At 70.1% G+C, this 23,740-nt stretch carries 16 protein-coding genes; 6 read left to right on the forward strand and 10 right to left on the reverse strand.

Annotated features, from left to right (window positions below; all coding sequences use genetic code 11):
* From ACUZ2Y_RS14490 to ACUZ2Y_RS14510, 5 genes are all read left to right on the forward strand, one after another.
* Window positions 1-1,170: a DUF2399 domain-containing protein gene (locus tag ACUZ2Y_RS14490; RefSeq protein ID WP_476331818.1), complete on the forward strand. Its 1,170-nt coding sequence runs from the start codon at window positions 1-3 to the stop codon at window positions 1,168-1,170.
* A 73-nt stretch (window positions 1,171-1,243) separates the two neighbouring features.
* Entirely contained in the window at window positions 1,244-1,846 is a 603-nt protein-coding gene (locus ACUZ2Y_RS14495; protein WP_476331169.1) for a TetR/AcrR family transcriptional regulator, read from the forward strand.
* Entirely contained in the window at window positions 1,846-3,579 is a 1,734-nt protein-coding gene (locus ACUZ2Y_RS14500; RefSeq protein WP_476331172.1) for an ABC transporter ATP-binding protein, read from the forward strand. Before ACUZ2Y_RS14495 ends, ACUZ2Y_RS14500 begins: the two co-directional genes overlap by 1 nt.
* Before the next feature lie 32 nt (window positions 3,580-3,611).
* On the forward strand, window positions 3,612-5,546 hold the full coding sequence (locus tag ACUZ2Y_RS14505; RefSeq protein ID WP_476331820.1) for an ABC transporter ATP-binding protein: 1,935 nt from the start codon (window positions 3,612-3,614) through the stop codon (window positions 5,544-5,546).
* 149 nt (window positions 5,547-5,695) lie between these two features.
* Window positions 5,696-6,151 (forward strand): hypothetical protein, encoded by a 456-nt coding sequence (locus ACUZ2Y_RS14510; RefSeq protein ID WP_476331175.1) that lies wholly within the window; start codon window positions 5,696-5,698, stop codon window positions 6,149-6,151.
* Between the two features lie 42 nt (window positions 6,152-6,193).
* Here the strand turns inward: ACUZ2Y_RS14510 and nudC are convergent, their stop codons facing one another.
* The 5 genes from nudC to ACUZ2Y_RS14535 form a co-directional block, all read right to left on the reverse strand.
* Entirely contained in the window at window positions 6,194-7,177 is a 984-nt protein-coding gene (gene nudC / locus ACUZ2Y_RS14515; protein ID WP_476331178.1) for an NAD(+) diphosphatase, read from the reverse strand.
* Window positions 7,174-8,529: a M16 family metallopeptidase gene (locus ACUZ2Y_RS14520; RefSeq protein ID WP_476331181.1), complete on the reverse strand. Its 1,356-nt coding sequence runs from the start codon at window positions 8,527-8,529 to the stop codon at window positions 7,174-7,176. The genes nudC and ACUZ2Y_RS14520 overlap by 4 nt, the downstream gene beginning before the upstream one ends.
* A gap of 112 nt (window positions 8,530-8,641) precedes the next feature.
* Window positions 8,642-9,928: a M16 family metallopeptidase gene (locus ACUZ2Y_RS14525; RefSeq protein WP_476331184.1), complete on the reverse strand. Its 1,287-nt coding sequence runs from the start codon at window positions 9,926-9,928 to the stop codon at window positions 8,642-8,644.
* 97 nt (window positions 9,929-10,025) lie between these two features.
* Window positions 10,026-11,459, reverse strand: a complete 1,434-nt coding sequence (locus tag ACUZ2Y_RS14530) for an LPXTG cell wall anchor domain-containing protein (protein WP_476331187.1) — start codon at window positions 11,457-11,459, stop codon at window positions 10,026-10,028.
* A 163-nt stretch (window positions 11,460-11,622) separates the two neighbouring features.
* Window positions 11,623-13,350: a DUF2207 family protein gene (locus tag ACUZ2Y_RS14535; RefSeq protein ID WP_476331190.1), complete on the reverse strand. Its 1,728-nt coding sequence runs from the start codon at window positions 13,348-13,350 to the stop codon at window positions 11,623-11,625.
* A 317-nt stretch (window positions 13,351-13,667) separates the two neighbouring features.
* Between ACUZ2Y_RS14535 and ACUZ2Y_RS14540 the strand changes: the two genes are divergently transcribed.
* A complete protein-coding gene (locus ACUZ2Y_RS14540) occupies window positions 13,668-14,762 on the forward strand; it encodes a neutral zinc metallopeptidase (protein ID WP_476331193.1) in 1,095 nt (364 codons plus the stop codon).
* On the opposite strand, the gene ACUZ2Y_RS14545 is transcribed toward ACUZ2Y_RS14540, so the two are convergent.
* The 5 genes from ACUZ2Y_RS14545 to ACUZ2Y_RS14565 form a co-directional block, all read right to left on the reverse strand.
* Window positions 14,737-15,177, reverse strand: a complete 441-nt coding sequence (locus tag ACUZ2Y_RS14545; RefSeq protein ID WP_476331196.1) for a hypothetical protein — start codon at window positions 15,175-15,177, stop codon at window positions 14,737-14,739. The two genes, ACUZ2Y_RS14540 and ACUZ2Y_RS14545, sit on opposite strands and share 26 nt — an antisense overlap.
* Window positions 15,178-15,436: 259 nt before the next feature.
* The gene (locus tag ACUZ2Y_RS14550) at window positions 15,437-16,498 is read right to left on the reverse strand and encodes a potassium channel family protein (RefSeq protein ID WP_476331823.1); all 1,062 of its coding nucleotides are present in this window, start codon (window positions 16,496-16,498) and stop codon (window positions 15,437-15,439) included.
* 84 nt (window positions 16,499-16,582) lie between these two features.
* Entirely contained in the window at window positions 16,583-19,879 is a 3,297-nt protein-coding gene (locus ACUZ2Y_RS14555) for an ATP-dependent helicase (protein WP_476331199.1), read from the reverse strand.
* Window positions 19,880-19,892: 13 nt separating this feature from the next.
* Window positions 19,893-20,510 (reverse strand): Uma2 family endonuclease, encoded by a 618-nt coding sequence (locus ACUZ2Y_RS14560; RefSeq protein ID WP_476331201.1) that lies wholly within the window; start codon window positions 20,508-20,510, stop codon window positions 19,893-19,895.
* Between the two features lie 19 nt (window positions 20,511-20,529).
* Window positions 20,530-23,730 carry an ATP-dependent helicase gene (locus ACUZ2Y_RS14565; RefSeq protein ID WP_476331204.1) on the reverse strand — a complete coding sequence of 1,067 codons (3,201 nt, stop codon included), beginning with the start codon at window positions 23,728-23,730 and terminating at the stop codon, window positions 20,530-20,532.
* Window positions 23,731-23,740: the final 10 nt, after the last annotated feature.

A 23,740-nucleotide genomic window follows, 5' to 3' on the forward strand; every position in this document is an offset into this window, starting at 1 on the left:
ATGCCGGAGGTCTACGGCCGTCCCGAGTACGAGGTGCTGTGGCGCCAAGCCCGCAAGGCCGTGGCGCGGGGTCAGGTCAAACTCGGCTACAAGGCGCCGAATCCCGCCGCCGCGTCGGCTGTGTCGGCGCTGATCGGCCGGGAACTGACCGCCTTGGTCGGCACGACGATCGCCGTCGCCGACCTCGACGAGCAACTGCGCGCGGGCGAGTTCCACTGTGGACTCGACGAGGTGTTGGCGGCGGTTCACGGCGAGGCGGCCGTGTTCAGCCCGGAACAGCCCTCGGTCGACGCCTCCCGCCGTGACTGGTCCGACGAGATCCTCATCGAAGCCCTGACCACGGCCGGACTCCAGACAGCTCCATGGGCATCGCTGTGGATCGACCACGTCCGGCGGTACGCCAAGATCCCGCCGGAGCGGCTCGCGGAACCGGCCGCCCAGGCCACCGCGATCCTGTCGCGCCTCACCCTCACCCCGGGCGCGATCCCCACCGAGTGGATCGCCCGAACCGACCTGGCCGCCCACCCGCGCGCCTTGGACCGGGGCCAGAAGGTGGCAGGCCTGGTGCTCCGCGCCGCGGCCTTGGCCCACGGCCTCGACTTCCCCAAGACAGCGGGCGACGAACGCGCCCTGTGGGAGCGCTGCGGAGTCGCCCCGGACGGCCTGGCGACCACCGTCCTGAGCGTGGGCCTGCCCCTCCCGCGCCACGCGGACCTCCGAGACCTGGTCGCCGCCAAGGAAGACCTGGTGGAACCGGGAACGGTCGTCTGGGTGTGCGAGAACCCGCGCCTGGTCGAGGCCGCGATCGACGCCGGGCTGACGAAGCCGCTGGTCTGCCTCTCCGGCCACCTGAACACCGTCGCCCGCCAACTCCTGGCGCGACTGGCAGCGTCGGGCGCGCAGATCCGCTGTCACGCCGACTTCGACCGCACCGGCCTGCTGCTCACCAGGCAGGTTCTGGTCCTGGCCAACGGCACGCCGTGGCGCATGGGCGCCGACGACTACCGCGAAGGCCTCGACCTGGCGCGGGCCGAGAACATCGACCTCCCCGCCTTGGGCGCCGATCCTGGCGCGGCGCCGTGGGAGCCGGCGTTGACCGAGGCACTGCGAGCGGGCTGGGCTGTCGAAGAAGAGGTAGTCCTCCAACTGCTGCTGGCCGACCTCAGCTGAACCAAACCCGGCCGAACGGCCAACGTCCATAATCCAGTTGATGAGTGAGCACTCACTCATTACACTCGCTCGGGTGACCGAACGGCAGCGAGCCCCCCGCATGACCCCGGACGACCGTCGCAAGGCGATCGTCAAAGCGGTCATCCCCCTGCTCATCGAGCACGGCCAGGCCGTCACCACGAAACAGATCGCCGAGGCCGCGGGCATCGCCGAGGGCACGATCTTCCGGGCGTTCCCCGACAAATGCGCGCTCATGGTCGCCGCCGCCGAAGAGACGATGAACCCGCAAGAGCGCGCGCAAACGTTTGCCGCGGCACTCGAAGGCGCGGGTGACCTGCACGACAAGGTGCGGCGCATCACCGCTCACCTGCTCGAACGCTTCCGCATGACGATGGCGGTGATGATCGCCGTCCGCGGCGTCCTGATGTCCGGCGATCGGCCGCCGGACGGGCCGCCGAAGTTCATCATCGAGGCCAACCGGTCGCTCCACACCGCGTTGACCGAGATGTTCGCCGAACACCGCGACGAGCTGTCCGTCCCGCCTGAGACCGCCGCGATCGCGCTCCGCAGCCTCGTGTTCGGCTCGCGGCACCCTGGCATGGACTTCGACGAAATCACGCCGGACGAGATCGCCCGCGTCCTGCTCCACGGCGTCACCAAAGAGGGGGAACACTGATGTTGATCAAGGTGCTCAGGGAGTACCTGTCCAGATACCGAACCTGGCTGACCTACGTCGTCGGCCTGCAGCTGGTCGGGACGATGGCGTCGCTCTACCTGCCGAGCCTGAACGCCGACATCATCGACAACGGCATCGTCAACGGCGACACGGGCTACATCGTGCGCGTCGGCGCGTGGATGCTGCTGGCGTCGCTGGTGCAGATCACCTGCTCGGTCATCGCCGTGTACTTCGGCGCGAAGACCGCGATGGGGTTCGGCCGTGACCTGCGGGCGGGGGTGTTCGACCAGGTCGGCTCGTTCTCCTCGCGCGAGGTGTCCAAGTTCGGCGCGCCGTCGCTGATCACCCGGGTCACCAACGACGTGCAGCAAGTGCAGATGCTGGTGATGATGACGACCACGATGATGGTCGCCGCGCCGATCATGATGGTCGGCGGCGTGGTCATGGCCCTGCAAGAGGACGTCGGGCTGTCCTGGCTGCTGCTGGTCTGCGTGCCGATCCTGTTCGTGGGCTTGGGTTTCATCATCAAGCGGATGGTCCCGGGCTTCCAGGACATGCAGGTCCGCATCGACGATGTCAACCGAGTGCTGCGCGAGCAGATCACCGGCATCCGCGTGGTGCGCGCGTTCGTCCGCGAGCCGTTCGAGACCGCGCGGTTCGCGGGGGCGAACACCGCGCTCGCCGACGTCGCCACCAAGACCGGGCGCTACATGGCCGCCATGTTCCCGTTCGTCATGTTCATCATGAACGTGTCGGTGATCGGTGTGCTGTGGTTCGGCGGGCACCGGGTGGACGACGGCCTGATGCAGGTCGGCGCGCTGACGGCGTTCCTGAACTACGTCATGCAGATCCTGATGGCCGTGATGATGGCGACCTTCATGCTGATGATGGTCCCGCGCGCGGCGGTGGCTTCCGTGCGGATCAAGGAAGTACTCGACACCGACTCCTCGGTGGTGCCGCCCGCCGACCCGGTGATGTCGGTCAAGGCCGGCGGTGAGGTCGACTTCGACGGGGTGTCGTTCGCCTACCCCGGCGCGACCGATCCGGTGCTGTGCGACGTGTCGTTCTCCGCCCGGCCCGGGCAGACCACGGCGATCATCGGGTCGACCGGCGCGGGCAAGACCACGCTGCTCAACCTGATCCCCAGGCTTTTCGACGCCACCAGCGGTGTCGTGCGGGTCGACGGCGAGGACGTTCGGCGGCTCGACCAGGACGTGCTGTGGAGCAAGATCGGACTTGTGCCGCAACAGGCGTACCTGTTCACCGGCACCATCGCGTCGAACCTGCGCTACGGCAAGCCGGCGGCGACCGACGAGGAGCTCTGGGCGGCCCTGCAGATCGCGCAGGCGCGGGACTTCGTCGAGGCGTTGGACGAGGGGCTGAACGCGCCGATCTCCCAGGGTGGAACGAATCTGTCCGGCGGCCAGCGGCAGCGCATCGCCATCGCGCGCGCTTTGGTGCGCAGGCCCGAGATCTACCTGTTCGACGATTCGTTCTCCGCTCTGGACGTGTCGACCGACGCGCGGCTGCGGGCGGCGCTGCGGCCGGTCACCCGGGATTCGGCGGTGATCATCGTCGCCCAGCGGGTGTCGACGGTGCTGGACGCGGACCAGGTCGTTGTGCTGGAGGACGGCGAGATCGTCGGACTCGGGACGCATGACGAGCTGTCGGAGACCTGCCCGACCTATGCGGAGATCGTCGCTTCGCAGCTCAGCGCGGAGGACGCGGCATGACCACGATGAAGGTGACCGAGCGCGTCCAGGGCATGGGCGGGCCGGGACGCGGTGGCCCGTTCGGGTCGAGCATGGTCGGGCAGAAGTCGATGACGTTCGGCCCGTCGGCGAAGCGGCTATTCGCCCGGCTGACACCGGAACGCGTGAAGGTGCTCGCGGTGCTGGCGCTCGCCGTGGCCAGCGTGGCGCTGATGTCCATCGCCCCGAAGCTCCTCGGCACGGCGACGGACCTGATCTTCGAGGGGCTGTTCGGCAAGCAGCTACCGGCTGGTGTCTCGAAGGAGGAAGCCGTCGAGCGCCTGCGCGCGGCGGGCGACGACCGGGTCGCCGACATGTTGTCGTCGATGAACGTCCTGCCCGGCCAGGGCGTGGACTTCGGCGCGGTCGGGACCGTGCTGACGGTGGTGCTGGTTCTCTACGTCGGTTCGGCGGTGCTCGGCCTGACCCAGGGACTGCTGCTCAACGGCGTCGTCCAGCGGACCATGCTTCGGATGCGCGCCGAAGTCGAGGACAAGATCCACCGGCTTCCGTTGTCCTACTTCGACAAACAGCCACGGGGTGAGCTGCTGAGCCGGGTCACCAACGACATCGACAACGTCTCCCAGGTGCTGCAGCAGACAATGAGCCAACTGCTCACCTCGCTGCTGACCGTCGTCGGCGTGCTCGCCATGATGTTCTGGATCAGCCCGGCGCTGGCCCTGATCGCGATCGTCACCATCCCGCTCACCATCGCGGTGACCGGGGCGATCATGAAGCGCTCGCAGAAGCAGTTCATCGCGCAGTGGCGGGCCACCGGCAAGCTCAACGCCCACGTCGAGGAGGCCTTCACCGGGCACGCCCTGACGAAGGTCTTCGGCAGGCGGCGTGAGGTCGAGCGGCAGTTCGCCGACCAGAACGAGGAACTGTTCAAGGCGGGCTTCGGCGCGCAGTTCGCCAGCGGGCTGATCATGCCGACGATGATGTTCCTCGGGAACCTGACCTACGTGGTGATCGCGGTCGTCGGCGGCCTGCGCGTGGCGTCGGGGACGATGAGTCTCGGTGACGTGCAGGCGTTCATCCAGTACTCGCGGCAGTTCACCCAGCCGCTGACCCAGGTGGCGTCCATGGTGAACCTCCTGCAGTCCGGTGTCGCCTCCGCGGAACGCGTCTTCGAACTGCTCGACGCTTTGGAGGAACCCGCCGACTCGCCGGGCTCGGCTGCCTCGGTGTCACGCGGCCGGGTGGAGTTCTCGCGCGTGAGCTTCCGCTACGAGCCGGCGAAGCCGCTGATCGACGACCTGTCGCTGGTGGCCGAACCGGGTCAGACCGTGGCGATCGTCGGACCGACCGGGGCGGGCAAGACCACGCTGGTCAACCTGATCATGCGGTTCTACGACCTCGACTCAGGCCACGTCACCCTCGACGGCGTCGATATCGCGTCGATGCCTCGGCGTTCGTTGCGGGGGCAGGTCGGGATGGTGTTGCAGGACACCTGGCTGTTCCACGGCACCATCCGGGACAACATCGCCTACGGTCGCCCGTCGGCTTCGGAGGAGGAGATCCTGGCGGCGGCCCGGGCGACCTTTGTCGACCGGTTCGTGCACTCGCTGCCCGACGGGTACGACACGGTGATCGATGAGGAGGGGTCGAATGTCAGCGCGGGCGAGAAGCAGCTGATCACGATCGCTCGGGCGTTCCTGTCGAACCCGGCCCTGCTGATCCTGGACGAAGCGACGTCCTCTGTGGACACTCGGACGGAGTTGTTGGTGCAGCAGGCGATGGCGGCTCTTCGGTCGGACCGGACGTCGTTTGTCATCGCGCACCGGCTGTCGACGATTCGGGACGCGGACCTGATTCTGGTGATGGAGGACGGGCGGATCGTGGAACAGGGCAGCCATCATGGACTGCTGGCCGCGGGTGGGGCTTATGCGGCGTTGTATCAGGCTCAGTTCGCTGGGCCGGTGGTTGAGGAGGAGTCTCTGGTCTGACCGACCGATGTGGCCCCGAGCCCTTCCTGGGCGCGGGGCCACATCGGCATGACGGACTAGGTCCGGCCCGTTTGGGGCGGAGGCCCCATCGGGCGCAGCGCGTGCGGTGGAAGGTATCGGGGCCCACAGCACGTCGAGAGGAAAGCACGATGAACGAGATCCGCACCCCGTGGCCAACCTGGGTGGGGCTCGGCGCCGTGTCCGTGCAGGCCTGCGCGAGCCTGCTGTTGTTCGGCGGACCGCCGGGCGATCCGACCAGGATCGCCGCCGCGGGTCTGGGTGCCGTGTCCCTGCTGGCCCTGCCTGCCAACGCCGCCGCGTTGGTGGTCGCCGCGCTGCGCGCCCGTCGGCGAGCGGGGCCAGGCACGGTCCTGCTCGCCTTCAGCACGACATTCCTGGCTTGGCACGTGTTCGCGCTGGGGGCACTCGCCGGGTGGTGGTCGTCCGGGCTCGAGCAGGCGACGTACATCGCGGGCAGCACACCAGTGTCCCTCGTCTATCAGGCAGTGCTGTGTTGCTCGTTCGCGACCGTCCTCGTCGCCGGTTGGCCAGGCCGGACCATCGACCCTGCGATGGCCACAGAGGGCGTTAATCAGGACTCCTGAGTATCCGTTACCGGATCAACAGCTGCGCCTGCCTTCAAGCGACTACTTCCCCACCCAGGCGCGGAGCATGTGGTGGGCGATGGAGGTCGGGCCCGGGAGGATGAGGCCCACGCCCTCTCCCCCGCCTTCGAACGCGGTGCGGATTTCGGCTCGGGTGAACCAGCGGGCGTCTTCGATCTCGCCTTCGGCGAGGTGGACGTCAGCGGTCCGGTCGGCTTGGGCGGCGAAGGCAATCATGATGGAGCGGGGGAAGGGCCACGGCTGGCTGCCCAGGTAGCGGATGTCGCTGACCTTTGCGCCGACTTCTTCTTCCATCTCGCGTTCGACGCAGGCTTCCAGGGATTCGCCTGCCTCGACGAAGCCGGCAAGGACCGAATATCGATCCGGGGGCCAGATCGGTTGACGGGCGAGGAGGACGTACTCGTCTTCGTCGTCGTGGATGAGGACTATGACCGCCGGGTCGGTGCGGGGGTATTCCTCGCGGTCACAGCCGGTGCACTTGGTCGCCCAGCCGGCGCAGGTGCGGGCTACCGGGTGGGCGCACTTGGCGCAGTAGCGGGAGCGGGCGTGCCAGTTGGCCAGGGCTACGGCGGCGGTGAGCAGGCCCGCGTCGGTGTCGTTGAGGAGGGCGCCAATGCCTCGGAGGTCGTGCCACTGCTCGCCTGTCTCCGACACCGCGCCGGGCCATAGGCCCCAGGCGTTCGGGGGGACGATCGGGTCTGGGCGCATGGGTTCGGCGGCCGGGACGGACCAGTAGGCGACCTCGCCCTGTTCGCCGAGGAGGGAAGCTTCCTCGGGGCGTTCGGCCTGGATGGTCGAGGCGTCGCGCAGGGCCAGGGCGGTGGCGTCGTCGGTGACTGGGGTTCGGCCGGTGCGGTCCAGGAGCAGAACCTTGCCGCGGCGCCACAGGTCGTCGAGGCGGGCTGGGTCTTTGCGCACGATCTCGTCGCGCACGGTTGTTGTGCGGGAGAGCGCGGGCGGACCGGCGAGCCGGAAGGGCTCGCCGGTCCTGGTGTCCGCTGTCATTGCAGGGTTACCCCGCCCAGCGCTTGGAGGGCGCTGAGCTTGGCGGCGTCGCCGACGATGACGCCGGTGAAGCGGGTGGGGGCGAAGAACTCCAGTGCCGCCTCGGCGACCTGCTCCACGGTGACGGCCTTGAGCCGGTCGGGGTGCTGGGTCAGCCAGTCGACGCCGAGACCGAGGATGGCCAGCGCGGCGATCTGGGAGGCCAGGCCGCCCTGCGAGGACGTCGAGGTGAGCAGGGAGCCGACCGCGTACTGCCGCACGATGTCCACTTCGGACTCGGTGGGCGGCACCATGGCCATCCGGCCGAGTTCGTAGCGGATCTCCAGCAGCGCGCCCGCGGTGACCGCGCTCGCGGTGTCGGTGTCGACCAGCAGGGTCGCGCCGTCCGGGGTGAACTCCAGGGACGAGCGGGCGCCGTAGGTGTAGCCCTTGTCCTCGCGGATGTTCTCCACCAGCCGGGAGGAGAAGAAACCGCCGAAGGCGAGGTTCGCCAGCTGCAGCGCCGGGTAGCGCGGGTCGGTGCGGCTGATCGCCTGCGCCGAGAGGCGGAACTGGGACTGCACGGCACCCGGCCGGTCGACGAGCAGGAGGTCCTGCGGGGTGACCTCCGGCAGCGGCGGCAGCACCGACGCGGACTTGTCCGACTGCCAGCCCCCCAGCGCGCCGGCGACAGCGGCGATGGCACGGGCAGGCTCGACGTCGCCGACCAGCACGAGGACCGAGCCGCGCGGCAGGACACACGCCGTGTGCAGGGCGCGCACGTCGGCGGCCTCGACGACGGCGACGTCGCCGGCTTCGGGCATCTCCCGGGTGAACGGGTGGTCGCCGTAGCGGTGCTTCTGCAGCGCCTGGCGGGCGATCACGCTCGGCTGCGAACGCGCGACCGTGATGCGCTCGATGAGCCTGCCGCGCTCGCCTTCGACCTCGTCATCCGGGTACGTCGCACCGGTGAGCGCGTCGGCCAAGACGTCGAGGAGGGTGTCGAACCCGGAGGCGAGGGCGTTGCCGCCGATGGACAGCAACTCGGGGTCGACGACGGCGGACAGTTCGCCGCCGACGAGCGCGAGGTCGGTGTCGAAGGCGATCCGGTCCCGCTTGTCGGTGCCGGTGAGGATGGTGGCGGCCAAGACCTCGGCCCGGGCGGCGTGCATCGGGTCGGCGCCCGCGAACGGGACACGGAGCCGGAGCTCGATCATCGGCACGGTCGGCTGGTGGACGGCGATGACCCGCAGCCCGTTGTCGAGCACCTTGTCCACTGAGGACAGACCGGTGGCCGCCCGCTGCTCGCCCAGGGGCGGCAGGGGACGCGGGCCCCGCTCGGTACGCCCGATCTCGTCGGCGCTGCGGCTCACTGGACTCCTCCTGCGAAGACGGTGACGGCGGACTGGCGCGCCCGCTGGGATGTGGACTCGGATACGGAGGACGACAACGCGCGGGTGCCCACGGATGCGATGTGCTGGGACCTCACTCCGCGGCTCCAGGGGCGGGCGAGATCGTCAGCACGGCGCGGGAGTCCGCGCGCAGGGACTTGGCCGCGGCGGATACCGCGTCTGGGGTGATGGCGGAGATGCGCTCGGGCAGCGAGTACACCAGGGCCGGGTCGCCGTAGAGCAGTTCGAACGCGCCCAGGGCGAGGGTGCGGCTGACCAGGCGGTCGTGCTCCTTGTGCAGCGTGGCGGCCCAACGGGCGGTCACCTTGGCCAGCTCTTCGGCGGTCGGCGGGGTGCTGGCGAGCTTGTCGATCTCCTCATCGATGGCCGTGAGGATGGTGTCGACGTCGACCTCCGGCGAGTACATCGCGGTGATCGTGAAGGTGTCCGGGTCGCGGGCCTCGAACGGGCCGAACAGGCCGCAGCCCGCGCCGACGTCGGTGACCAGTTGGTCGCCGTAGACCAGGCGCTGCTGCAGGCGCGAGCCGTCGCCGTCGGCAAGCACACCGGCGAGGACGAGGTAGTTGATGTAGGCGTCGAGTTCGTCGATCGGGTCCGGGATGCGGTAGCCCAGCGCGACCGCGGGCAGCGGGGCCAGCCGGTCCTCGTGGTCGGAGCGGATCTCACCCGCGGGCGGCGGCTCGGCGAACGACGGCCGCTCCGGTCGGGGACGCGCGGGGACGTCGCCGAAGTGCTTCTCGATCAGCTCCTGGGCGCCCTCGACGGTGAAGTCGCCCGCCACCGTGAGGACGGCGTTCGACGGCGCGTAGTACGTGTCGAAGAAGGCGGCGCAGTCGGCGACGGTGGCCTGCTCGAGGTCCTCGAACCCGCCGTAACCGTTGTGCGCGTTGGGGAAGGTCTGGAACAGCACCGGCGGCAGCAGGATCCACGGGAACCCGCCGTATGGCCGGTTGAGCACGTTGAGCCGGATCTCCTCCTTCACCACGTCGATCTGGTTGCGGAGGTTCTCCTCGGTCAGCTTCGGCGCGCGCATCCGGTCGGCTTCGAGGAACAGCGCCCGCTCCAGCGCCGCCGACGGCAGGATCTCGAAGTAGTCGGTGTAGTCCGGGTGGGTGGACCCGTTGAACGTGCCGCCGGAGGACTGGATGTGCCGGAAGTGGGCGAGCTTCTCGAGGCTCTCGCTGCCCTGGAACATCAGGTGCTCGAAGAGGTGGGCGAACCCCGTCCGCCCCTCGGGCTCGGACCGGAAACCCACGTCGTAATGCACACTCACGCCGACGACGGGCGAGGTCGAGTCTGGGGCGAGCACCACGCGCAGCCCGTTGGACAGGGTGTACCTGTGCAGCTCGGAAACGGTCACCAGACGAGCCTACGGGAGCGGGGTGGGGTCGTGAACCGTCCGGTGTTCGCCTGTGGACAACTCGGGCGGGCCGTCGCGGGCCCGCCCGAGTGACGTCCTACTTGGCCGAGCGCTTGCGGCGCGCGGTGATCACCAGGAAGCCGCCGAGACCCAGTGCCGCGAGGCCCAAGGCGACCATTGTGCCGACTGCCGCGCCGGTCACCGGCAGGGTGTCGTCGACCGCCGGGGCGGTGCCCGCCTGCGGGGCGGGCGTCGTGCTCGGCGCCGGGCCGGTGGTCGACGGCACGGTCGTGGTGGTGGGCTGGTCGGCGCACTTCACGGTGAACTTCTCCACCGTGTTCAGCCCGGCGCCGACGAGCCTCGCGGTGTACTCGCCGTCCGCGAGTTCGCCCGTGTGGCGGGACCACAGGTATGGGCCCTCGCCCTCGAACTCGATCGTCGAGTCGAAGAGGTCAGTGCCGTCGACACCGAACGAGCGCTTGACCGGGTAGTCCCCGCCGATGTCGAAGAACCGGAACGTCACGTCGGACTTGCCGTCGACGCACCGGGTCTGGACCTGCAGGCCGTCCTCATCCACCTTGACGCCCGAGCAGTCATCCACCGCGACCTCGGTCTTCGTCACGGTGCCATCCGAACCGGAGACCGTGACGCGGTGCTCGCCCGCGGGCAGCGTGTCCATCTCGACGAACCCGTTCGCCCCGCCGCCGACCTTGAGAACTCGCTCGGAGCCGCCGGCGTTGATCGTGTAGTCGACAGTCGCGCGGTTGGGGTTCGTCACGTCGACGTAGAGCGGCGCGGGCGAGTTGATGTCGTCCTTGCCGTCACAGTTCGCGTAGGCGCTGAGTTTGGGCGCGTTCTCCGCCGCGCAGGCGATGGTGAATTCCTTGGTGATCGGGTCCTTGAGACTGGGGCCCGAGAGCGTGGCGAAGTACTCGCCGTCCTCGAACCCATTCTCCGTGATCCGCAGGAACATGCCATCCGGAAGGGTGAGCGTCTCGTACTTCGCCCCGGGATGTTCGCTCGTGCTCAACGTGTACTGGACAGTCTTGCCGCTGGCGGGATTGGTGATCACGAAGGTCACGATGCCCCAGCCCGCCTTGCACTCGACCTCGATGCTCAGCTCGCCCTTCGCGGGATCGGCCTCCGCGCACTCCTTGACCATCACATCGACGTCGTCAGACGGCTGGTGGCCGCCCGCGCGCACCGTGTACTGGCCGGGAGCCAGATTCTCGAAGGTGGTGTGGTGCTGGTCTTTCGCGGGCAGGTAGGTCGTCGGCTGGTTCCGGTTGTAGTTGAGCCCGACACCCTGCAGCGTGATCGAGTACGGATCTTCGCGACTGTCGATGACGTAGACATCCAGGCTCGCCACCTTCTCGGCGCAGTTGGCCACGGCCGAGATGAGCGGCCGAGGTGCCTCCACCTCGGTCGGCTCTTCGGCTACCGGTGGTGCCGGCTGCTCTTGCGCCATCGCGGGGGAAGCGGTGACAGCCATGGTGAGGCCTACCGCTGCCGCGAGGACGACACGAGTCACGGTAGTAAGCAACGTGCCTCCCCTGAAGATGACCAATCGAGTGAATGGTCGACGATCGAAAGTGCGCGAACGGTACCCCGCGTGGATATCCGATCACCAGCCCACCCCGTCTGAGTTTTCGCTGCTCAGACGGGGGTAACACGATCGTGATCAGCGTCGATAATCAGCGCTTGCCGAAGACCCCGTCCACGCTGTCGATCAAGGCGTGGAAACGCTCCGCGAATCGGGCCTGGTCGTAGGCGTCGTCCTGGGTCCCGTACCAATAGAAGCCCGGCGTGCCGTCCGCGGCGACATCGAGGGCGGCGAACCGGCTCAGCCACTGCTCGGCCTCCTCCAGGGCGACCGCGTAGGGCAGTGAACGGGAAAAAACCAGTTCGCGGTCAGCGGCGGGCACTGACTCGGGCGGCACCGATCGCAAGTACCCGTGGACCCCGCGCACCTGCTGGACGAGCAGCGCGCCGCGCTTGGTTCGCGCGGGGAGGAACCGCGCGCCGACGGCGAGGGCGAGGCCGCCGATCACCAGCGCGACACCGGCGAGAGCATGCCCGACGGTCAGGGTGAGAACGACGGTCGCGGCGACGCCGACGACCGCGAGCACCGCTCCGGCGAACTGGAGCTTGGCGGGCGTGCGGCTGAGCCAGCCGCGCGCCACCGAGTCGGCGTGGACGGCGGAGCGGGCGTCGGCGGTGTTCGGCGGGGTGGACCGCAGTGTGGAGACGGTGATCGACTCCGTGCCGTCCGGGAGCAGCGCCCGGTAGACCGCGCGCTCGTAGTCGGTCAGCGCGTCGTCGGCGGGATTGCGGCGGACCACCTGCCAGTCCTCGCCGGACTCGGTGATCCACAAATAGTTGCGCACGGCGAGGTCGATCACCGTGGCGGTCAGGTCGCGGGCGTCGACGACCTCGTCGATGACCGTGCCCGCTTGGCCAGGCAGCACGCCGTCCGGTGAGGCGAACACGACCCGGCCGCCCTCGGTGACGAGGACCTCGACCGGCTCGACGTCGGCCGCGGCGGCCTTGGTGTCGCGCCCCCGCGCCACCCACAGCGCGCCGAAGCCGCCGAGCAGCAGCAATGCCAGCAGCCCCAGGGCGGCGCCGCTGATGGGGGTCAGCGCGAACGCGCCGGTCTTCACGTTCTCGAACCGCGCGTTGGCGGGCACCAGCCCGGCGGGCAGGGTGGCGCTCAGGTCGACCCGGGCGCCGGAGTCGAGATCGGACTGCACGACCCGCAGGACCCCGCTGGAGTCGATCAGCGCCGAGTCACACGGGTCCTCGGTGCCCGACTGGCCCGCGAGGCACACGAAGTCGTTGCCCGGCTTGGGGGTGAGCAGGGACGCGCGCAGGAAGATGAGTTTGGTGTCCCACCCTCCTGCCACCTGCCACCGGACCTGCACGTGGTCGCCGAAGTCGGCCACCGCACCGTCCACTGTGTACTTGACGGTGGACGCGCCTTCGCCGAGTTTGATGGTGAAGGCATCGGCGGTCGCCTCGGCGGTGCCGTTGCCGTCCACCGTAGCGTCGCGCACAGCGAAGACGCGGTCGCCGATGCGCAGCGGCGCGACCCGGGTCATCGTGTTCTTCGCCTGGACGATGACCTGCTCGATCACCGTCAGCCTGCCGTCGCGCTCGACCTTGAGCTGGATGTTGACGCTGCGCGGCAGCGTGGTCGGGACGCCCTGGCCCTCCGGTCGCCCCGGCCTGCTCTCGGTCGGCGGCCGCGGGTCGATCGACGGCACGCCCGACTTGGTCGGCCCCGGCGTCGCACCTGGCTTCGGCACCGGGAAGTCGATCGTGGGCGCGTCCGGCGGTGGCGACGGAAACGACGGCTGAGCTGCGGACAACGAGACCCCGGCCACCACAATCGCGGTGGCTACCCCCCAATTCGTGAACACGCCAGCGAACGATAGCCGAGCGCCCATATGCTCAGGCACCGTCTGGCGAAATCTACGACGGGGGAACAATGACTCAGCCGCCTGGGGGGCCGTGGCGTCCACAAGGGCCCTACCCGCCACCGATGCCGGTCGCGCCGCCGCCGTTCGCGCGGCCGCTCCCCCCGCCTGGGCACCCTCCATTCGGGAACAGGCCCGCGGACCCGCCGCCGATGGGAACGCGGCAGTTCGGCCACCCCGGACAGCCCCAACCCGGCAGGCCACCGTACGGACCGCCGATGAGTGGCCCGCCGATGGGCGGACCCGCTTACGGGCCACCGATGTCCGGACCGCCGTACGGGCCGCCGCCGGGCGGGCAGTTCGGGCCGCCGATGGGCGGAGCGCCGCCGTGGCGGCCGATGTACGCGCCGATGCCGAAGAAGTCCAACACCGGGCCGATCGTCGCGATCACCCTGGTCGCCGTGCTGGTCGCGGCCGCGGGCACATTCGGCTTCCTGCAGAAGAACCGGCGCAACTCGACCGACGACGTCGGCTACTCCTCGCCGACCACGACCTACTCGACGTCGACGTACGGCAGCACGACCGCGCGCCAGACCACCACCACGACGACGACCAGGACCACGGAGACGACGTCGAGGACGGGCCGCACGACCACCACGACCACCACGCCGACGAAGACCACGCCCGCCGAACCGCAGCCGGTCTACCGCCTCGGCGACAACCCGATCTTCAGCACCACCAACGGAGTCAACGCGGCCACCTGCAGCCTGCCCGCGTGGCGCAGCGAACCGGCGGCCGCGGAGGCATACCTCAACGCCGCCCTGCCCTGCATGGAGCAGGCGTGGCAGCCCGCGATGGCGCGCGCGGGCCTGCCGTACCGGCGGCCCGCGATCAAGTCCCCGGCGGGCACGTCCTGGACTACCCCGTGCGGTTCGGTGACGAAGGGGCAGGCGCCGGCGTTCTACTGCTACAAGGACAACACGCTCTATATGCCCTTCGTGGGGTTGCAGACCGAGCGGTACGGGAACAAGACCGGCGCCTACCTCGGCATCCTCGCGCACGAGTTCGGCCACCACGTGCAGCACCTCACCGGGATCCTCGAGACCTACTTCGAGGCGCGGTATGAAGCGGGCGACCAGACCCCGGCCGGACTTGAGCAGTCCCGCAGGCTCGAACTCGAGGCGTCCTGCTTCGCGGGGATGTGGTTCGCGGGCGCGCAGCACGGTGGCGGGTCGATGACCAACCCGATCATCGGTGACGCCATCGCCGACGCCTACCAACGCGGCGACTGGGAGGGACGCATCCGCGACCACGGGACACCGCAACACAACGGGGCGTGGATGGAGCAGGGGTTCAAGGAGAACCGGACCTACCAGTGCAACACGTGGGTCATGGACCCACAGCACGTTTCCTGAGCGGCTCGCCCGCCGTCCGCCGGTACAGCTCGGCGAAGCCCGCGCCCGCGATCCCCGCGAACACACACAGGACGACACCGAACGGTCGGGCGTCGGTGGTCGCGGAGGTCCGGGCGTGGGCGAGGCTGGCGGTCTCCCCGCCCAGGGCGATTCGGACGAGCTCACCGACCTCGTGGCCGCACGCGTCGAGCTTGATCCGCTCCTCGCGGCCGTCGCGCTGGTAGGTGACCTCTTCGGGTCGGTCGGCCTTGGCGCAGCCGACGGCCTGAGCGACCTTGGCGTCGACCTCCACGCGCTCCTCGGAGTTCGACCAGAGGCCAAGTGCGCCGGTCAGCGAGATGAGAATCGCCACGAGAATGCTGAACAGCGCCGACCCACCCGCCTGGGCGGCGGGCACTCTAAGTTCAGGCGGCAACCGCACTCGTCCGCCTCCCCGGAATTTATGTTGGGGTCACCTGCCAGGTGATGGTGCGGATTGGTGGGTGACCGTGGTTGTGATTCGTCACGGTCCCCTTGGGTGTGGTCCGGGGCGTGACTAGTCCGCCTCCCCGGAACTTTATCTTGGGGCCGCCTGACAGGGAATGATGCTGATGGGTGGGTGACCGTGTTTGTGGGTCGTCACGGTCCCCTTGGGTGCGGTCCGTGGGGGCCGGGTTGTCAGAACCGCCTGGCCGCTAGTCGTCTGCGGGAGTTACTTTGCGGATGTAGAGGATTCGGTCGCCGGATTCGATGGCGTCGGCCTCGGAGGAGTCGACCCGGAAGAGCTTTCCGGCGCGGACGATGCCCAGGACGATGTCGGGCAGGTGCCGGGGTGAGCCACCGACCTCGCTGTCCTCGACCTCCCGCTCGGAAATGGCCAGGCCCGCGTCGGGGGTGATGAGGTCCTCGACCATGTCGACCACGGTCGGCGTGTGCGTGGCCATGCCCAGCAGGCGGCCCGCGGTCTCGCTGGAGACGACGACCTGGTTGGCGCCGGACTGGCGCACGAGGTGGACGTTCTCCGTCTCACGCACCGCGGCGACGATCTGCGCGTTGGGCGCCATCTCGCGGGCGGTCAAGGTGATCAGCACGGCCGAGTCGTCGCGGTTGGCGGCGACGACAACAGACTTGGCCCGCGGCACCCCCGCCACGCGCAGCACGTCGGAGCGGGTGCCCGAGCCGTGCACGGTGACCAGCCCCAGCAGCGACGCCGCGTCGAGCATGGCCTGGTCGGTGTCGACCACCACGATCCGACTCGGGTCGATCCCGTCGGACAGCACGGCACTGACCGCGGAACGGCCCTTGGTGCCGTAGCCGATGACGACCACGTGATCGCGCACCTTCGACCTCCACCTTTGGATCTTGAAAACCTGACGGGACCGTTCGGTCAGCACCGCGAGCGTGGTGCCGACCAGGACGATGAGGAAGAGGATGCGCAGCGGGGTGATCACCAAGATGTTGATCAGCCGCGCTGACTGGCTGACCGGCGTGATGTCACCGTATCCCGTGGTCGAGAGCGACACCGTCGCGTAGTACACCGCGTCAAGGAGTGAGATGCCGTCCCCGTTGGAGTCGCGGTAGCCATCACGGTCCAAGTAGACGATCAGGACGGCCGCCGACAGCGCCAGCAGCGCCCACACCACGCGTCGGGCGATGGCCGTCACCGGGCTGACGGCGGACTCCGGCATACGGAGGATTCCGACGAGCTCGTGTTCCGCACGTTCGTAGAGGCTCATCGACTTCAGCTTGTGCCGCATGCGTTCCCCCGCCAGATCCACTGACTCACGGTGGCAGGTTAGCCCGATCGCAAGCCGTTCGGCCGGTCGGGCTCGCACGCGTGGTCACTTGGGCTCCGGCACCGGCACCGACCGCAGGAGGGCACGCAGTCCGTCGGCGTCGAGGAGGTCGACCGGGCGCAGGGTGGTGTCGTGCCGGACGTAGTGGAAAGCGGCCTTGACCTCGGCGATGTCGACTCCGGACAGACCTGCCCAGGCAAGGCGGTAGGCGGCGAGCTGGACGGTCAGGGCGGGCAGGTGCTCCTCGTCGGGGACACGGCCGGTTTTCCAGTCGACGACGGTCCAGCCGCCGTCCGGGTCGAGGAACACCGCGTCCATGCGGCCGCGGACGGCGACACCGTCGATCTCGGTGGAGAACGGGACCTCGACCTCGTGCGGCACCCGGTCGGCCCACCCGCTGCGGAGGAAGGCTTCGCGCAGGGTGTCGAGGTCTTCGTCGGGAGCGGCGCCGTCGTCGGCGGCGCCCGGGAGTTCGTCCAGGTCGAGCAGGGCGCGGGAGCCGAACCGCTTCTCCAGCCAGGCGTGGAAGGCGGTGCCTCGGCGGGCCACCGGGTTCGGCGGGAACGGCAGCGGGCGGCGCAGGCGCCGGGCGAGGGCTTCCGGGTCGGCGGCGAGTTCGACGAGCTGGCTCACCGAGAGCTGGTCCGGGAGCACGACCTGCTCGCGCCGGGCGGACGCGGCCGCTCGTTCGGCGAGGAGGACATCCGTGTCGCGGACCCAGCCGTCGGGGTCGTCGGGTTCGTCGTCGAAGTCCTCGCCTTCGCGCATCGCCGTGAGTTCCGCGCGGACCAGGGCGGCGCCGGTGGCGACGTCGGAGCGGCGGTCGCGCAGCGGGTCGGCGGGCCAGGTGGCGGTCTTGACCGCGGTGGCGATCGGGTTGTCGGCGCCCTCCTCGGGCCGCGGGGTCCAGACGTCGAGGAGTTCGGGCGGCCACTGTTGTTCGGTGACGTAGTCGGCCAAGTCGGTCAGGAAGTCCGACGGGCCGCGCGGCTTGGCCCCGGTGCGGCCCCACCAGTGCCCGGAGACCAGCAGCGACCGCTCGGACCTGGTGAGCGCGACATAGAACAGTCGGCGTTCCTCGACGAGGCCGCGTTCGGCGAAGTCCTCGTTGTGCGCCTTGAGGGCCTGCTCGACCTCTTTGCGGTCGGCGGCGCTCGTCAGGTCGAGCTTGGGCAGGTCGGCGGCGTCACCGCGCAGGTCGGCAGGCATCTCGGTGACCGCGCGCAGCCAGCTTCCGCCGCGCCTGCCGCTGGGGAAGACCTCGCGGACCAGGTGCGGAACGGCGACGATCTCCCACTCCAGTCCCTTCGCCGAGTGGACCGTCAGGATCTGGACGCGGTCTTCGGCGACTTCGACCTCACCGGGTTCGAGGCCGTCCTCGGCCGCTTCGGCGGTGGCGAGGTAGTCGAGGAGGGCGGGCAGGCTCGCCGACGGGCTGGCGCGCGCGTAGTCGGCGACGACGTCGGCGAAGGCGTCGAGGTGGGCGCGGCCCGCACCACCGCGGCGGGCGGTGGCCTCGATGTCGAGCTGCATGGTGCGTTCGACGTCGGCGACTAGTTCGGGCAGCGGCTGGTCGAGCCTGCGGCGCAGCATCGTCAGCTCAGAGCCCAGCGAGCGGATGCGCTCGTAGCCGAGTTGGGAGTAGGCCTCCCGCGGGCCCGGGTCGTCGATCGCGTCGACTAGGCCTGCCTGTTCGACGCCTTCGCCGGGCAGGACGTCGGAGGCCGCGGCGTCGGTGATCGGCTTGCCTGCGAAGGCGTCGGCCAGTTTGCGGGCGCGGCCCCACAGCGCCGCGAGGTCGGCGGCGCCGATGCGCCAGCGGGAGCCGGTCAGCAGCCGAGCGGCGGCGGTGCCCGCGAGGGGGTCGATGAGCGCACGCAAGGCGCTGACCAGGTCGCGGATCTCGGGTTCGTCGAGCAGGCCGCCGAGGCCGACGACCTCCACCGGCAGCCCGCGTTCGCGCAGGGCGCTCGCCAGGTCTGCCATGTCGGCGCGGCGGCGGACCAGAACGGCGGCGGTCGGCGGCTTGTCGTGCTCCTCGATGGCCGCGTGCCAGCGGTCGGCCACCTGGTTGGCCACCCACTGCACCTCGGTGTCCACATCGGACAGGAGGGCGAGCCGGATGTCGCCCGCGGGAGCGCCGTCACGCGCGCGGAGCTCGTCGACTTCGAGGCCGAGCGCACGCAGCGGGGCGGACACGGCGTTCGCCAGGTCGAGCACTTCCGGCGGGTTGCGGAAGCTGGTGAGCAGCCCGTAGCGGGTGGCCGGGACGAGATTTCCGTTGTCGCGCCGGGGAAAGTCGGTGGTGAAGCGCGGCAGGTTGGCCGCACTGGCGCCGCGCCAGCCGTAGATGGCCTGGGCCGGGTCGCCGACGGAGGTGACCGGCATCGGCTCCGCGTTGGGGTGTTCCAGCGAGCTGCCGAACAGCGAGCGCAGCAGAACGCGCTGGGAGTGGCCGGTGTCCTGGTATTCGTCGAGGAGCACCGCGCCGTACCGCTCGCGCTCCCCGCGCACGACCTCGACGTGACCGGCGGCCAGCTTGGCGGCGAGCGACATCTGGTCGCCGAAGTCGACGGCGCCATCGCGCCGTTTGCGGTCGGAGTAGGCGGCGACCATCGGCAGCAGCGCCACCCGGAAGCGTTGGGTGACGAGGACTTTCTGCAGATCCTGGGACAGGTCGGCGCGCTGCCCTTTGGCCCGCGGCGCGGACTCGATCAGCGCGCACATCGTCTCGGCGTGCCGGGCGAGCGCCGATTCGTCGATGAGGTGTTCGGACAGCTCCCCCGCGACGGCGAGCAGGTATTTGGTGATGGTCGCGGGAACCAGGTCGGTCTCCAGGTCGTGGTTCCACGTGGACACCACCCGGTGCGCCAGCTGCCAGGAAGCCGTCTCCGTCAGCAGCCGCGCGCCCGGTTCGACCGGCAGCCGCAGCCCGTGTTCGGCGACGATGCGGCCGGCGTAGGCGTGGTAGGTCAGGATCGTCGGCTCGCCCGCGAACACGGCAGCGCGCCGCTCGCCGGACGGGTCGAGCTTGTCGAGCAGCCGCGAACCCGCGAGCCTGCGCAGCCGGGACCGCACCCGGTCGGCCAGCTGACGGGCCGCCTTGCGGGTGAAGGTCAGGCCGAGGACGCGTTCCGGGGTGACCAAACCGTTGGCCACCAACCACACCACGCGCCCGGCCATCGTCTCGGTCTTGCCCGCGCCCGCGCCCGCGACGACGAGTGCAGGGTCGGGTGGGGCGGAGATGACCAGGCACTGCTCGGCGGTCGGCGGCGGCAGGCCGAGTTCGTGGGCGAGTTCACGGGGACCGACCAGGGCCAGCCCAGGCAGCGGAAGGCTCACAACGGATACGCCCTCATCGCGACAGCGCGGCCAGATCGATCCGCAGCTCGCAGGGAGCCACGACTTCCAGCCCGCGTTCGGCGCGCTGCGATTCCTCGTAGTTCCCGTCTGCCAGCGAATACACGGTTACGGTCACGGGCGCGGCGGGGTCGACCAGCCAGAAGTGGGGAATGCCCGCGTCGGCATACTCGAACGGCTTGACCGTGGTGTCGACCAGTTCCGAACCTGGCGAGACGATCTCGACCGCGAGCACCACATCCTCGGCCCTCACCAGCGGCTCATCTTGATCGACAGCGGCGGTGGTGATCACGAGGTCGGGCACGCGGACGGTCGGGGACGACACGTCGACAACGATGCCGACCTCGGGGAACACCTGCAGGCCCTGGGAGATCTGCGAGTCGATCTGGCTGAACATCCTGGCGAGGACTCGCATGTGGATCGGCGTGCGGGTTGGGCTCACTGTCACCAGTCCATCGTGAAGTTCATGCCGATCGTCACCGTCCACGGTCAACACCGTGAACTCCGCCGCCGAATATCGGCGGCGGGGATCGTAGGCGGTGCGGAGTGGTCGGACCGAGTTCATGGGGCTTAATCTACCCCGCCGAACGGCCGAATCCGGGTCACCAACCATTCGATCACCTGTTCGAGTGCTATTCGGTCACTTGCCTGCCGCTGGAGTGCAGTGGGCAGGTAAAACGCACCGGACAACGCGGGCAGTCCGGGCTTTCGAAAGCGTTGTATTCGGGGCCCACCATCGACCCCGCGGCGTCGCGGACGATGTTGAGCCAGTGGTCCACAACCTCGCCGTGCAACGGTTCCTGGCCGCGTTCGGTGGCTTTGCCGCGACTCTTCTTCGCGACATAGAGCAGGCGCGCGCCGCCGGGGGCGTCGGCGAGGCCGTCGCCCGCGAAGGCGCCATAGGCGGCGGCCAGCTGGTACACGGCCAGCTGCGGGTGTTCCTTCGCGTCGTCGGCGCTGATCGGCTGTTTGCCGGTCTTGAGGTCGATGATCACCGGGCGGCCCTCGTTGTCGACCTCCAGTCGGTCGACGCGTCCGCGCACCGTGATGCCGTCGGGCAGGTCGACCGAGACGTCGCGTTCGACGGCGACCTGGGTCAGTTCGCCGCGGGTGTCTCGGACCCAGGTCAAAAACGTGTCGACCATGGCGCGCACGCGCTGCTGTTCACGGCGGGAGAACCACGGCGCGCCCGCGTCCACCCGACTCCACGCCTTGTCCAGCTCCGCCATCAGCTCCTCGCGCGACGCGCCGGAGGCGGCGGCCTGGGCCAGGGCGTGCACAAGCGTTCCGGTGACTGCGGCGAGTTCGACCGGGTCCTGTCCGCCGTGCCGCTCGACGACCCACCGCAGCGGGCACTTGGCCAGAACCTCCACAGTGGACGGTGAGACGCGCACCGGCTCAGCCCTGGCGCGCAACGGTTCCATGCTCGACAGCTCAGGCAGGCCGTACCAGCTGTCGGGGTGGGCGCCGGGGACGTTGGCCGCGGCGAGCCGGGCGAGCTGGCGAGCGGCGAGCGCGCGGCGGCCGCGGTCGGCGGCGCCGTCGCAGACGACTTGGCGCAACTCCCCCACCAGGTCCGCGAGCACGAGCGCGCGTTCGGGCTGGGCCACCGGGATCAGCGACTCGGCCTCCGGGTCGGTCGCGTCGACGCCGGACAGCTCGGCCAGGAACCGCGACGGCTGTTCCTCCTCGCCGCGGACAGCGCTCACCAGGAGCATGCCCCGGGCCCGGCTCGCCGCGACAAGCAGCAGCCTGCGCTCCTCGGCCAGCAGCGGCGCGGTGGCGGACAGCGATTCCGAGTTGTGGACCCCCGACAGCAGATCGATGAGCCGCTCGACGCCGAGCAGCGAGCCGCGCAGCCGCAAGTCCGGCCAGGAGCCTTCCTGGACACCGGGAACGGCGACGACTGTCCACTCCCGACCAGCGGAGGCGTGGGCGGTGAGCACGGCGACCGCTTCGCCTTGCGGCGCCGAAGGAGCCAGGGTGTCGCCGGCGATTCGGTGGCTGATGAGGTGCTCGGCGAAGCCCGCGATGCCGGAGCCGGGCAGCCGGTCCGCGTAGCGCTCGGCGGCGTGAAACAGCGCGACGATCGCGTCGAGGTCGCGGTCGGCCTGGGCGCCGACTGGACCGCCGCGGGCAGCTGTCGAGACCCAACGGGCTTCCAGTCCGCTGCCCTGCCAGACCTCCCACAGGATCTGCTCGATGCCCGCAGCCGCGGCGATTCCCTTGCGGGCGGCGGAAAGCAGGGTCGCGACCCGGCGGACCGGCCCGACCTCGGCGGCTTCCAGGGCGCTGAGCCGGTCGTCGTCGGTGAGCACCTCGACGAGCAGGTCGTCGCTGGACTTGTCGCCGCCCGCCGCCTGTTCGAGCCTGCGCAGGCCCCGCCGCAACCGCCGCAGCGCCAGCGGGTCGGCGCCGCCGAGCTGCGAGCTGAGCAGCATCGCGGCCATCGCCGGGTCGAGCAGCGCGGGCACGGCGGCGCACCGCAGCAGCGCCAGGAACGGCCGCACCGCGGGCTGTTGGGCCAGCGGCAACTCGTCGCCGGGGGCGGCGACCGGGACGCCCGCCGCCGCCAAAGCACGGTGCAGCACGGGAACCGAGCGGGTCGCGGAGCGCACGAGCACCGCCATCTCCGACCACGGCACGCCGTCGAGCAGGTGCGCCCGGCGGAGCTGGTCGGCGACCCAGCCCGCTTCGGCCGCGGACGACGCGTGCAGCCGGACCTGGACCGTGCCGCCCTGGTCTTTGGACTTGTCGACCCGGCGCTGCCCGGCGCCGGGCAGCCGCGCGGCGAGCTGGGAGACGGCCCGACGCACGGCGGGCGCCATGCGTCGGCCGGTGTCGAGCACGATCGTGGCCTGCGACTCGGCGTCGCGCAGCAGCCGGGGATCGGCGCCGCGGAAGGAGAAGATCGCCTGGTCGGGATCGCCCGAGACGACGAACTCCTTGGCGGCGCTGCCAAGGCGGTGCAGCAGCCGGTACTGCAGTGGGTCGAGGTGCTGCGCGTCGTCGACGAGCAGGTACCGCACGCGGGCGCGCTCGGCGGCGAGCAGTTCGTCGTCGGTCTCGAAGGCCAGCAGGGCGCTCGCGACGAGTTCGGCGGCGTCGAGCGCGGGGGCACTGGTGTGGGCGACGGCGCTGTCCGACGCGCCGTGCAGCAGCGTGACCTGCTCGTATTGCATGCCGAACCGGCCCGCCGCGACCCATTCGTCGCGGCCTTCCCGCTCGCCGAGGGTGATCAGGTCTTCGGGGCCGAGGCCGCGCTCGGCGGCACGCAGGATCAGGTCGCGCAGCTCCTCGGCGAAGCCCGCCACCCCGAGGGCGGGACGCAGCCGCTCTGGCCAGTACTTGGCGCCGAACTCGACGTCGCCTTCCAGGAGCTCGCGGATCACCGTGTCCTGCTCGGGGCCGGTGAGAAGCCGCGGGCCGGGCTCGTCGTGGAGCATCGCCTGGATGCGCAGGACCGAGAACGCGTAGGAGTGGACCGTGCGGACCAGCGGTTCGCGGACCGTACGCGGGGTGCCTTCGTCGGCGTGGTCGGTCAGCAGCGCGGTGATGCGGGAGCGCAGGTCGGCGGCGGCACGGCGGCTGGACGTGAGCACCAGCAGTTGCTCCGGGTCGACGCCGCCGCGCAGCATCCGGTCGGCGGCGAGCTCCGCGAGCAGGGTGGTCTTGCCGGTGCCGGGACCGCCCAGGACGCGGACGAATCCGTCGCTGCCCGCGAGCACCCGCTGGGCGTCGGCACCCCAGCTTGAGGCCTGCCGGTGCGCCGCAGGTCGGCGCACGAGCTGCGGCGCGTTGGGGGTTCTCGCGGCGGCCACACCCGATTGCATCACGAGGGGG

The organism is Actinokineospora sp. UV203 (genome assembly GCF_056323665.1).